Here is a 12,367-nt window from a genome sequence, read left to right as displayed (position 1 = left end):
CTCCACTCTCCAGAACAGCCCACCACAGAATACAGACAGGGCCATGAAAAAAGCCTTCCATTACAGGAACATCCCTCCAGGCAGCACCACCTGGGAAGGCCAACCATCCCTTTTTCCAGAAACAGGAACCCCATCGTCAAGCCGGATTCGTGCAAAATTCTTCCACCTTTACGGGACATCACCGGTCCGATAGTGAACCAGTTCATGTTTCCCTGACTGTCAGACGGACCCAGCCCCATGACCACTGCCAGCACCCTCCCCCATCTCTGGCTGCCCTACAGCCAGATGCAGACCGCCCCCATGCCGGTGGAGGCTGCCGCCACCTCCGGCAGCACCATCACCCTTGCGGATGGACGGACGCTTGTTGATGGCATCGCCTCATGGTGGACGGCCTGCCACGGCTACAACCATCCCCATATCCGGCAGGCCCTCGTCCGGCAGGCAGAAACGATGCCGCATGTCATGTTCGGCGGGATGGTCCACCAGCCCGCCATGACACTGGCCCGGCGTCTGTCAGACCGGCTGCCCGGCGATCTGGAGCGGGTCTTCTTCACCGATTCAGGGTCCGTGGCGATGGAGGTGGCAGCCAAGATGGCCATCCAGTCCCAGCTCAACCAGGGGCGGGAAGGGCGGCACAGGCTCCTCTCCTTCCGGGGCGGGTATCATGGGGACACGCTGGCCATGATGGCCGTCTGCGACCCGGAAGAAGGGATGCACCGCCTGTTCGGAGAGGCCCTGACACCGCAGATCATTGCCGACCTCCCCACCACGCCCGGGACGCTGGCAGCACTGGAAACCCTTCTCTCCGAGCGGAGCCACGAGATCGCCGCCATCATCACCGAACCCCTCGTGCAGGGGGCAGGCGGGATGCTCTTCCACGGGCCGGAAACCCTCCGTCATCTCCGCCGTCTCTGCGATGACCACGGCATCCTGCTCATCATTGATGAAATCTTCACCGGGTTCGGCCGGACGGGGACATTTTTCGCCTGCGAACAGGCCGGGATCACGCCGGACATCATCACCCTGTCCAAGGCCCTGACAGGCGGCACCATGCCCCTCGCCGCCACCATTGCCCGGAAACACGTGTTCGAGGCCTTCCTCTCGGATGATCCGCTCCATGCCCTCATGCATGGCCCGACCTTCATGGCCAATCCACTGGCCTGTGCCGTGGCCAATGCCTCGCTGGACCTGTTCGATCAGGAGCCACGGCTGGAACAGGTCCGGTCCATCAGTGCCCAGATGGCAGCAGAGCTGGAACCCTGCCGCTCCCTGCCCGGCGTCAGGGATGTCCGTGTTCTGGGTGCCATCGGTGTCGTGGAGCTGGAAACGCTGGATGACCCGGAGGCCCTCAAACGGGCCTTCATCGAAAAGGGCGTCTGGGTCCGTCCCTTCTGGCGCATCGTCTATCTCACGCCCGCCTTCACCATCACGCCCGATGAGCTGAGCAGACTGACCGGCAGCATCCATCATGTCCTGAAGGACCATCTGGGATGAACACCCTCCAGTCCGCCCTTCAGGCAGCCCTGCATGAGCGGGACCGCCAGCATACCCGCCGCCATCTTGTCCCCGTGGAACGGCAGGGCGGCTCTCTGCTCCGTCAGGGCCGGAAGCTGGTTGATGTCACCTCCAACGACTATCTCGGCCTTGCGGACCATCCCATGCTGCGCCAGAGGGCGGCGGACTGGGCGGAACGGTACGGCACGGGCGCACGGGCCTCCCGCCTTGTCAGCGGTACCCTGCCCCTGCACACGCAGCTGGAAGAAAAACTGGCCCGCTTCAAGAAAAGCGAGGCGGCCCTGCTGTTCGCCAGCGGATGGCAAGCCAATGCGTCCCTGCTCCCCGCCCTCAACCACCTGTCCCGCCAGCAGACGGGCCATCCGGCCATCCTCTTCATGGACCGCCTGAACCATGCCAGCCTGCATCATGGCTGTCTGGCGGCCGGGCTGCGGCAGGTGCGCTTCCATCATAACGATCTTGCCCATCTGGAAACCCTGCTGGACCGCCATGCCGACCAGAAGGGCCTGAAATTCGTCATCACCGAGAGTGTCTTTTCCATGGATGGAGACCGGGCCGACATCCCCGCCCTGCGGGCACTGGCAGACCGTCACGGGGCCTTCCTTTACGTTGATGAAGCCCATGCCACCGCCGTTCTGGGGCCGGGTGGGTGCGGCCTGTCCAGCGGGCTGGCGGACATCACCATGAGCACGGCCAGCAAGGCTCTGGGTGGAATGGGAGCCTTCGTGACGGGAAGTCGGGCCCTCTGCGACTATCTGGTCAATCAGGCCTCCGGCTTCATTTACAGCACGGCCCTGCCCCCTGCCTGCCTCGGGGCACTGGATGCCGCCCTTGAGATCGTCCCTTCACTGGAGGCTGAACGCCTGCATCTCCAGCATCAGGCCAGCCGTCTGCGCCAGCGACTGAATGATGCAGGGTGGAAGACAGGCCCCTCCAGCACACAGATCATTCCGGTCATGATCGGAGACAGTGAAACGGCCCTGCATGTCGCCCGCTCTCTGGAGGAAAAAGGATTCCTCAGCATTGCCATTCGTCCGCCCACCGTCCCGCCCGGCACGGCCCGCCTGCGGATCGCTCTGGAAAGCCGCCTTTCCGCCACCACCATAGACCAGCTCGGCGACGCCCTGCTGGACAGCCTGCGGAGTGTGACGCCCCGATGATGACGCTCCATTTCCTGCATGGCTGGGGCTATGATGCCAGCTTCTGGACACCACTGCGGCAGCATCTGCCGGAATTCCGGCATGTCTGTGCTGATGCGGGCTATTTCGGAGCGGCGACACGGCCAGACCTGCCGGAAACTCCCTTCTGGGCCGTGGGCCATTCCGCCGGGGCCTGTTCCCTGCTGGCCATGGAAGCACCGCACTGCCTTGGCCTCATCAGCATCAACGGCTTTGCCCGCTTCACCAGAGACGGGGATTTCCCGGACGGTGTGCCGGAACGCATCCTTCACCGCATGATCCGGCAGCTGGACCGTCAGCCACGGGATGTCCTGCACCAGTTCCGCCAGATGTGTGGAGAGACCGATCCCGTTCTCCCCACCACGCTGGACCATGAAGCCCTGAAAACCGGTCTTGCCGCACTGGCCGGGATGGACCACCGCCCCCTCCTGCCCCGCTGGGAAGGGCGTCTCCACAGCCTGCACAGCCCGGATGACCCGCTCTCTCCTGCCAGAAACGGGCTGGGTCCCGCAGCCAATGGCATCAGCCTGCCCGGCGGGCATCTTCTGCCCCTCACGCACCCGCAGGACTGCGCCATCCTTCTCAGGCGCATCATCAGGGACACTCCTCTGGCATGACATCCCACCGCAAGACCGACATTGCCGCCCGCTTTGATGCCGCCCACGATTATGAACAGGCGGCCTTCATCCAGAAACAATGCGCCCGGATGCTGGCCGGGCGCATCCGCCAGAGCCATCTCCTGCACCCGCCCCGCCGGATTCTGGAATTCGGCTGCGGAACCGGCCTGCTGAGCCGTGAGCTGACGACCGCTTTCCCGCAGGCGGACCTTCACCTGACCGACCTGGCCCCTGCCATGCTGGACAGGGTCCGCCGGACTCTGGCTCCTCTGCCCGCAACCGTGCATCTTTATGTCATGGATGGGGAACACCCCCAGCCACAGGATAAAACAGGTGGAGGGTTCGACCTCATCACCTCCAGCCTCTGCCTGCAATGGTTCGAGGACCGGGCCGGAGCCTTCCGTGACCTTGTGGCTCTCCTGCGGCCCGGCGGCCGACTAATGGTCAGCACCCTGCTGGCGGGCAGCCTGCATGAATGGCAGGAAAGCTGTGAAGCCGCCGCCATTCCCTGTGGCGTGCCGGACTATCCCACCCTCACGCAGCTTCAGCAGGACTGGCCACCGGGAGGGCATGGCCAATGGGACGCCTGCCCGCTCCATGACCCCACCCCCTCAGCCCAGCACTTCCTGAAGGGGCTGCGCATGATCGGGGCGTCCCTGCCGAAAAACGGGCATCAGCCGACCCTGGGCCTGCGCAGGGCCATGCGCCATTTTGACAGCCATTTCGACCATGTGACCTATCAGGCCGCCTTCGGCGCCTTCCAGAAAGGACACTGACCACCATGCTCCTCTCCTCCCCCTCTCCTCTGCCACAGGCGGCTCCGCAAGGCGTTTTCGTCACCGGGACGGATACCGGCGTTGGCAAGACGCTCACCAGTGCCATCCTGACGAAAGCGTGGCAGGGCACATACTGGAAGCCGTTCCAGACCGGTCTGGCTGAAGAAGAAGGGGATACACCCACCGTCCAGCGTCTGACCGGCCTGCCGGACAGGCATTTCCTGCCCCCGGCCCATGCCTTTCAGGCCCCCCTGGCACCGGCTGCGGCCGGCCTGCTGGAAGGGGTAACGCTGGACCCTGACCAGCTCACCCTGCCTGCTGTCCCGCAGGCTCCGCTGATCGTGGAAGGAGCTGGTGGCCTCATGGTCCCCCTGACAGATACCATGCTGATGATCGACCTCATTGCCCGACTGGGCCTGCCCGTCATTCTGGTCACACGCAGCGGGCTGGGGACGCTCAACCACACGCTGCTCAGCCTGGAAGCCCTGTATCGACGTGATATTCCTGTCCTCGGCTTCATCACCAACGGGCCAGCCTCTCCCCAGAACAGCCAGACGCTGGAACGGCTGGGACGGACCCGGTCTCTCCATCACCTTCCCGCAATTCCCGGCACACCAGAGCCCCATGATATCAACAGGATAACGTGCCAGTTTCCGTCCTGGGAGGAAATATGGAACCTGAACAGTCCCCTTTAATCAGCATTGAGACTACATTTTTTTAATGTAATCTGCCCTGAAATTACCATTCCCTCACCCTTTGATCCCGGGTTAGACAGGGAACAAGACTGTATGGACAGGCGGGGTTTTGAAAGTACATCATGAAACTGCATCGTCGTGAACTTGTAAAAGCAGGTATGAGCCTCGGAGCAGGACTGGCTCTTGCAGGGGGACGCAGCCTGCGGGCACAGACAGTCGACGTCGCTCCGACCCATTTTGATGACGGTACCGTGCGCACCCTGGCCCAGGCTCTGGCCGGCAGAAGCTACCATGCACCACCGAAGGACCTGCCTGACTCTCTGGCCCACATGACGTTCGACCAGTTTTCGTCCATCCAGTTCAATCCTGAAAAAACCCTCTGGGGACAGGACCATCTGGCCTTCGATGTCCAGTTCTTTCCCCGTGGCTATCTGTACAAACAGCAGGTTGATGTTTTTGAGGTCGAAAATGGCGCCGCCCACCCCATCACCTGCACAGCTGACACATTCAGCAGCCGGGATTCCTCTCTGAACATCAGCGCCGGGGAGGGTTTCTCCGGCCTGCGCATCCGCTATGCCCTCAACCGGCCTGATGTCATGGAGGAATGTGCGGTTTTCCTCGGGGCTTCCTATTTCCGTGCCGTGGCAAAAGGGCAGAATTACGGCCTGTCTGCCCGGGGCTTTGCCAAGGATACCGGCACACCGACCGGTGAGGAATTCCCCGTTTTCCGGGCCTTCTGGCTTGAGAAGCCGGCTACGGGCAGCCAGTCCCTCGTCCTGCATGCCCTGATGGACAGCCCCTCCCTGACCGGTGCGTTCCGCTTTACCATCCGTCCCGGGGAGACGACCCTTTTTGATGTCCAGTCCACCTTCTTCCCCCGTGTGGACATCTCGGCAGGCGGTATCGCCCCACTGACAGGCATGTATTATTTCGATGCCAATGACCGGGTGCATGTGAATGACTGGCGGCCTGCCGCCCATGACAGTGAAGCCCTCCAGATATGGACAGGCGCTGGCCAGAACATCTACCGCCCGCTGACCAACCCGACCGACCTCCAGCTCTCATCCTTCAGTGATGCCGGGCCCTATGGCTATGGGCTGATGCAGCGCAAACGGTCCTTCCATGATTATGAAGACCTCGCCCTGCATTACGAAAGGCGCCCCTCCTTATGGGTGGAGCCTGTCGGCAACTGGGGCAGGGGCAGTGTCAATCTGGTGGAGATTCCTACTCCCAGTGAAGTCAACGACAACATCGTATCCTTCTGGCGCCCCCAGTCCCCCATGAAGGCCGGGCAGAGCTACAACTTCACGTATCGCATGTACTGGGGCTGGGACACGCCATGGCCGACCCATCTGGCCCGCATCCATGATACCCGTGTCGGTGCCGTAACGGATCACCCCGACAGGGTCCAGTTCGTGCTGGATTTTGATGGTGAGCCGTTCCGTACACTTTCCGATCCGGCTTCCTATCACCTTGTCGCCCAGACATCGACAGGCAGCATCGGAGCCATCACACTCATGCCAAATCCGGACATCAATGGCATCCGGGCCTTCTTCCAGCTGACCCCTGGGGAGACGAAACTCTGCGAGCTTCAGGTCCAGCTGGCCAACATGCAGAGGCCTGTTTCCGAGACATGGCTGTACCGCTGGACCCCATGAGAGAGATGCAACACACGCAGCAGACTGCTTTTCTTCCTCCCGAATCTCCCCTGCCCATGCCCGTGCAGGACCTCCACAAGGCACCGGACCGCCATGGCCGGGCCTTCTGGCGGCTCCCTACGACCCCGACGCTGCTCTGGCTGCGGCGCCTGGCCGTGTTTGGGGCCGCTTTCCTCCTGACCGGCTACAGCGTGGTCAAGATCAACGCCGTCTTCAACTCCCTGGGGACAAGCACGCTAGGGATCATCATGCTGGGGCTGTTCAGTATCCTCAGCTTCTGGATCTCCCTGTCCTGCGCCTCGGCACTCGGGGGCTTCTGGGCCATGCTGCGTCATGGCGGGCTGGGGCTTGGCATCCGCCGCACCGGCCCACTGCCGCAACTGTCCGGCAAGACCGCCATCCTGCTCCCCACCTACAATGAGCCGCCCCAGAGGGTGATGACCAATCTCCGGGCCATGCTCAAGAGCCTTCAGGAGACGGGACGGGGCGACCATTTCGACATCTTCATCCTTTCCGACACGACTGATCCAGACATCTGGGTGCAGGAAGAGCAGGCCATTCTGGACCTCCACAAACAGGATTACGCCCGCAAGCACCTGTTCTACCGCCGCCGTTTCAAGAACACGGACCGCAAGGCAGGGAATATCGGCGAATGGGTCACCCGTTTTGGCGGGGCCTACCCGGCCATGCTCACCCTGGATGCAGACAGCCTGATGGATGGTGGACTGATTGTCCGCATGGCAGCCGCCATGGAACAGCATGAGCAGGTTGGTCTCATTCAAAGCCTGCCTGTCATCGTGGGGGGACAGACACTCTTTGCCCGGATGCAGCAGTTTGCCGGACGTGTTTATGGGCCACTGATTGCACAGGGGATTGCCTGGTGGCATGGCTCAGAAGGTAATTACTGGGGCCATAATGCCATCATCCGCACGCAGGCCTTTGCCGAGCAGGCCGGTCTGCCACACCTTCCCGGCAAGCCACCTTTTGGCGGGCATATTCTGAGCCATGACTTCATCGAAGCAGCCCTGATGCGCCGTGGCGGCTGGGCCATCCACATGGTTCCGGGTCTGAGTGGTTCCTATGAGGAAAGCCCCCCTTCCCTGACGGACATTGCCGTACGGGATCGCCGCTGGTGCCAGGGGAACCTTCAGCACGCCCGTATCCTCTTCACCAGGGGGATGCACTGGGTCAGCCGGTCCCACATGCTGGTGGGCATCGGTTCTTACATCATGTCACCACTCTGGCTGCTGTTCCTGCTCTTTGGCATTCTCATTGCCTTGCAGGCACATTTCTATCATCCAGAATATTTCAGCACACAGCGCAGCCTTTACCCACATTGGCCGCACGTGGATCCCATTCTGGCCCGGCTGGTCTTCATCCAGACCATGATCGTCCTTCTGGCCCCCAAGGCTCTGGCTTTTCTTGCCATCTGTCTTGACCCCAAAGAGCGGGAACAGGCAGGTGGTGTGGTACGGCTTGGCTGGTCCATTCTTCTGGAAACGCTCATTGGGGCACTCATTGCCCCGATTGCCATGCTGATCCAGACCTCGGCCATCCTGTCCATCCTGCTGGGCCGTGATTCCGGCTGGAAGGCCCAGAACCGTGACGATGGCAGCCTGCCCTGGGCTGATACGGTGCGAAAATACTGGTTCTACAGCCTGTTCGGCCTCATCTTGAGCGCTGCGGCGTGGTCCGTGTCCCTTTCCCTGTTCCTCTGGATGCTGCCTGTCCTGATCGGCCTGCTGCTGGCCATTCCTCTTGTCGGCTTCACCAGCAGCAGCCGGATTGGTCAGGCAATGCGTAAAGCTGGTCTTCTTCTCATTCCTGAAGAAACGGCGCCACCGCCGATCATCCAGAAAGCGCATGAAGAACGGAATCACCCACATCCTGTAATTGTGGAGGCTTTTCACGCTCTTCGCAGCAGTTCAACCCTGAGGCATGCCCACCTGCGGACACTGCCTCCCCCTCGGAAGCCAGGAGACCCCATCTCCGTGCCGCTGCTGACTGGCTCCCTGAAGCTTCAGGAAAGTGCAACTCTGGAAGACGCTCTGGCACAGCTGACATCAGCGGAGAAGGCTGCTGTCCTGAGCTGTGGCCATGACATTGCCATTCTGGCTGACCTCCCTGTCAGCACACCCAACCTTACAGATGCGCCACAGCACCACTGACGGTTGTACATCTTGAACAAGAGTTGGGGCTGCCCATAATTTTTTATGGGGCAGCCCCATTGTCTATAACGACGCAGAGCCCATCTCTACAGGCAGAGGTTTCCAGTCGGTATCCCACGGGACCGGCTGGGACCAACCACCATAACAGGCCCTTCGCATGGGGGGCGGGAGTAGGTTCATGTCCATCAACGTTGTTTACAAAACCACGGCACGCGCAACCGGTGGCCGGGATGGGTTTGCAGAGACCACAGACGGCAGCTTCCGTGTTGACCTTGGTGTTCCCAAAGAAATGGGTGGCAATGGCAAGGGCAATAACCCGGAGCAGCTTTTTGCTGCTGGTTATTCCGCCTGTTTCCTCGGTGCCATGAAATTTGTTGCTGGTGAAGAGAAGATCGAAATTCCTGCGGACACGCATGTTCAGGCTACAGTCGGCATCGGTCCCCGCTCTGACGGCGGTTTCGGGCTGGAAGTTGCCATTGAGGTGTCCCTGCCGGGTATGGACCGGACGAAAGCCGCTGAGCTGGTGAAGAAGACGGAGTTCGTCTGCCCCTACGCCAATGCTACGAAGGGAAATATCAAGACGGTCGTTACGCTGGTCTGATTAGTTGGAACAGGGCGCTGACCCAGCGCCCTGCCCTTCTGTCTTAAGAGATTGCTTCATTGTAGTGTAGCAATAGCCACGCTGACATCATGAAGGTCTCTTCTTGAATGTCGTAATGACAAGCGCCACTGCTGCCAATAGGGTAACCTGGAACCCAAATCCAAACGTAATCTGGGATATCACCTTCCTGGCCAACACTCCCGGGTCAGGCATTGAGAGCGCTTGCTGGGCAGAAAATTGCCCGAACAATCCACCCAAACCATTCATGAGCCCATTTGTAGAGCTCTGCAGACACGCCTCCCCACAATATAGCTCTGCTATTGACAAGCAGTATGCCGATGGTTCCGTATCAACTTATTTCTGATTTTGTGGGTATGGATGCGGGGGTAGGATTTGAACCTACGACCTTCAGGTTATGAGCCTGACGAGCTACCGGGCTGCTCCACCCCGCGTTGGTGGGTGGTTTTTATGGGGGTGGGTGAGCGAGGGGACCTGGCGGCGACCGACTTTTCCGCTCCTTAAGGAGCAGTATCATAGGCGCTGGAGGCTTTAACGGCCGAGTTCGGGATGGGATCGGGTATGGATCCTCCGCCATGGCCACCAGGTCTTCCCGCTCACCCATGTGGGTGTTTGGGGGTGTTTTGGTTGGTGTTTTCTGGAGTGTGACTGACTACTGTGCATGTGTTCTGGTGTGTGAGAGATATGGGCGATTAGGATCAGTCAGCTACACATGTTGCCATGCTTTCACACCTGACCTATCGACGTCCTGGTCTTGGACGGCCCTGTGAGACCTAGTTTTGAGGCTGGTTTCCCGCTTAGATGCTTTCAGCGGTTATCCATTCCGAACTTAGCTACCCGGCTGTGCCGCTGGCGCGACAACCGGTGCACCAGAGGTTCGTTCATCCCGGTCCTCTCGTACTAGGGACAAATCCTCTCAAGTCTCTTACACCCACGGCAGATAGGGACCGAACTGTCTCACGACGTTCTAAACCCAGCTCACGTACCACTTTAATCGGCGAACAGCCGAACCCTTGGGACCTGCTCCAGCCCCAGGATGTGATGAGCCGACATCGAGGTGCCAAACCTCCCCGTCGATGTGGACTCTTGGGGGAGATCAGCCTGTTATCCCTAGAGTACCTTTTATCCGTTGAGCGATGGCCCATCCACGCGGGACCACCGGATCACTATGGCCGACTTTCGTCTCTGCTCGAGCTGTCACTCTCGCAGTCAGGCGGGCTTATGCCATTGCACTCGACAGCCGGTTTCCGACCGGCCTGAGCCCACCATCGCGCGCCTCCGTTATTCTTTGGGAGGCGACCGCCCCAGTCAAACTGCCCACCATACAGGGTCCCGGACCAGGCTGACTGGTCTCGGTTAGATATCAGAAAAGTTCAGGGTGGTATTTCAAGGATGGCTCCACCTGAGCTGGCGCCCTGGTTTCAAAGCCTCCCACCTATCCTACACAAAACTTTCCTGATACCACTGTAAAGCTGCAGTAAAGGTTCATAGGGTCTTTCCGTCTGACCGCGGGTACCCCGCATCTTCACGGGGAGTTCAATTTCGCTGAGCCGATGCTGGAGACAGCGGGGAAGTCGTTACGCCATTCGTGCAGGTCGGAACTTACCCGACAAGGAATTTCGCTACCTTAGGACCGTTATAGTTACGGCCGCCGTTTACCGGGGCTTCGATTCGACGCTTGCACATCTCCTCTTAACCTTCCGGCACCGGGCAGGCGTCAGACCCTATACGTCATCTTTCGATTTCGCAGAGTCCTGTGTTTTTACTAAACAGTCGCTACCCCCTGGTCTGTGCCACCCGCCGATGGTTGCCCACCAACGGGTCTCGTTTCTTCCGAAGTTACACGAGCAATTTGCCTAGTTCCTTCAGCATCGTTCTCTCAAGCGCCTTGGTATACTCTACCAGTCCACCTGTGTCGGTTTCGGGTACGGTCTATATGCCAGAGCTATTTCCTGGAACGGTCCAAAAGCCAGCTCAATCCGATAAGAGCTGACAACATATCTCGTTCGTCACTTCTGGCAGGCTCAGGACTATTAACCTGATTCCCATCGACTACGGCTTTCGCCCTCGCCTTAGGGGCCGGCTCACCCTGCGTGGATTAACCTTGCGCAGGAACCCTTGGACTTTCGGCGACAGTGTTTCTCGCACTGTTTGTCGCTACTCATGTCAGCATTCGCACTTCTGATACCTCCAGAGAGGGTCACCCCGTCTCCTTCGCAGGCTTACAGAACGCTCCGCTACCGCGCATAGTAAACTATGCACCCACAGCTTCGGCACGTGGCTTGAGCCCCGTTACATTTTCGGCGCAGGGTTTCTATTAGACCAGTGAGCTATTACGCTTTCTTTAAAGGATGGCTGCTTCTAAGCCAACCTCCTGGTTGTTTTGGAATCCCCACATCCTTTCCCACTTAGCCACGATTTAGGGGCCTTAGCTGGTGGTCTGGGCTGTTTCCCTCTCGACAATGGACCTTAGCACCCACTGTCTGTCTGCCGTGCTCATACTCCTCGGTATTCGGAGTTTGGTTAGGTGTGGTAAGGCTTTGGGCCCCCCTAGCCCATCCAGTGCTCTACCCCCGAGGGCAATACACGACGATCTACCTCAATAGATTTCGCGGAGAACCAGCTATCTCCGAGTTTGATTGGCCTTTCACCCCTAGCCACAGCTCATCCCCGACTTTTTCAACAGGCGTGGGTTCGGCCCTCCAGTGCGTGTTACCGCACCTTCAGCCTGGCCATGGCTAGATCACTCGGTTTCGGGTCTTCTACCAGTAACTCAGTCGCCCTGTTCAGACTCGCTTTCGCTACGCCTACACCTACCGGCTTAAGCTTGCTACGGACAGAAACTCGCTGACCCATTATACAAAAGGTACGCCGTCACCCCATAAGAGGCTCCGACTGCTTGTAGGCACCTGGTTTCAGGTCTCTTTCACTCCCCTTATCGGGGTGCTTTTCACCTTTCCCTCACGGTACTGGTTCACTATCGGTCACCAGAGAGTATTTAGGCTTGGAAGGTGGTCCTCCCATGTTCAGACAGGGTTTCACGTGCCCCGCCCTACTCAAGGCCTTCAGGAGACATTACGCATAAGGGACTATCACCCACTATGGTCAGACTTTCCAGACTGTTCTGCTTGTTCTCTCGAA

The 12,367-nt window shown here is 59.7% G+C and carries 8 protein-coding genes, 1 tRNA gene and 2 rRNA genes (1 of these 11 only partly in view); 8 read left to right on the top strand and 3 right to left on the bottom strand.

The genetic code is table 11. The features are described from left to right. Positions 1–237: 237 nt before the first annotated feature. From J8Z04_RS09060 to J8Z04_RS09025, 8 genes are all read left to right on the top strand, one after another. Positions 238–1,494, top strand: coding sequence for an adenosylmethionine--8-amino-7-oxononanoate transaminase (locus J8Z04_RS09060; RefSeq protein ID WP_192848768.1), 1,257 nt, complete (start codon positions 238–240; stop codon positions 1,492–1,494). Beyond that, entirely contained in the window at positions 1,491–2,675 is a 1,185-nt protein-coding gene (locus J8Z04_RS09055) for an aminotransferase class I/II-fold pyridoxal phosphate-dependent enzyme (RefSeq protein WP_192848767.1), read from the top strand. The genes J8Z04_RS09060 and J8Z04_RS09055 overlap by 4 nt, the downstream gene beginning before the upstream one ends. Beyond that, on the top strand, positions 2,672–3,310 hold the full coding sequence (locus J8Z04_RS09050; RefSeq protein WP_232086430.1) for an alpha/beta fold hydrolase: 639 nt from the start codon (positions 2,672–2,674) through the stop codon (positions 3,308–3,310). Before J8Z04_RS09055 ends, J8Z04_RS09050 begins: the two co-directional genes overlap by 4 nt. Next, positions 3,307–4,086: a methyltransferase gene (locus J8Z04_RS09045; RefSeq protein WP_192848766.1), complete on the top strand. Its 780-nt coding sequence runs from the start codon at positions 3,307–3,309 to the stop codon at positions 4,084–4,086. The genes J8Z04_RS09050 and J8Z04_RS09045 overlap by 4 nt, the downstream gene beginning before the upstream one ends. A 5-nt stretch (positions 4,087–4,091) precedes the next feature. After that, positions 4,092–4,781 carry a dethiobiotin synthase gene (gene bioD / locus J8Z04_RS09040; RefSeq protein ID WP_192848765.1) on the top strand — a complete coding sequence of 230 codons (690 nt, stop codon included), beginning with the start codon at positions 4,092–4,094 and terminating at the stop codon, positions 4,779–4,781. Between the two features lie 122 nt (positions 4,782–4,903). Continuing rightward, a complete protein-coding gene (locus J8Z04_RS09035; protein ID WP_192848764.1) occupies positions 4,904–6,439 on the top strand; it encodes a glucan biosynthesis protein in 1,536 nt (511 codons plus the stop codon). A 5-nt stretch (positions 6,440–6,444) separates the two neighbouring features. Continuing rightward, positions 6,445–8,607: a glucans biosynthesis glucosyltransferase MdoH gene (gene mdoH, locus J8Z04_RS09030; RefSeq protein WP_338123656.1), complete on the top strand. Its 2,163-nt coding sequence runs from the start codon at positions 6,445–6,447 to the stop codon at positions 8,605–8,607. A 178-nt stretch (positions 8,608–8,785) separates the two neighbouring features. After that, the gene (locus J8Z04_RS09025; RefSeq protein WP_043559686.1) at positions 8,786–9,208 is read left to right on the top strand and encodes an organic hydroperoxide resistance protein; all 423 of its coding nucleotides are present in this window, start codon (positions 8,786–8,788) and stop codon (positions 9,206–9,208) included. Between the two features lie 375 nt (positions 9,209–9,583). On the opposite strand, the gene J8Z04_RS09020 is transcribed toward J8Z04_RS09025, so the two are convergent. The 3 genes from J8Z04_RS09020 to J8Z04_RS09010 form a co-directional block, all read right to left on the bottom strand. Then, positions 9,584–9,660 (bottom strand) — tRNA-Met (locus J8Z04_RS09020). Between the two features lie 38 nt (positions 9,661–9,698). After that, positions 9,699–9,813: ribosomal RNA gene (gene rrf, locus J8Z04_RS09015) — 5S ribosomal RNA — on the bottom strand. Between the two features lie 85 nt (positions 9,814–9,898). Further along, positions 9,899–12,367 (bottom strand): 23S ribosomal RNA (locus J8Z04_RS09010); it runs 268 nt beyond the window's last position.

Origin of the sequence: Bombella apis (genome assembly GCF_018221685.1) — a bacterium.
In the GTDB taxonomy this organism is placed as follows: Bacteria; Pseudomonadota; Alphaproteobacteria; order Acetobacterales; family Acetobacteraceae; genus Bombella; species Bombella apis.
The sequence above is the reverse complement of the archived record's forward strand: the minus strand, read 5'-3'. Positions and strand labels throughout refer to the sequence as shown.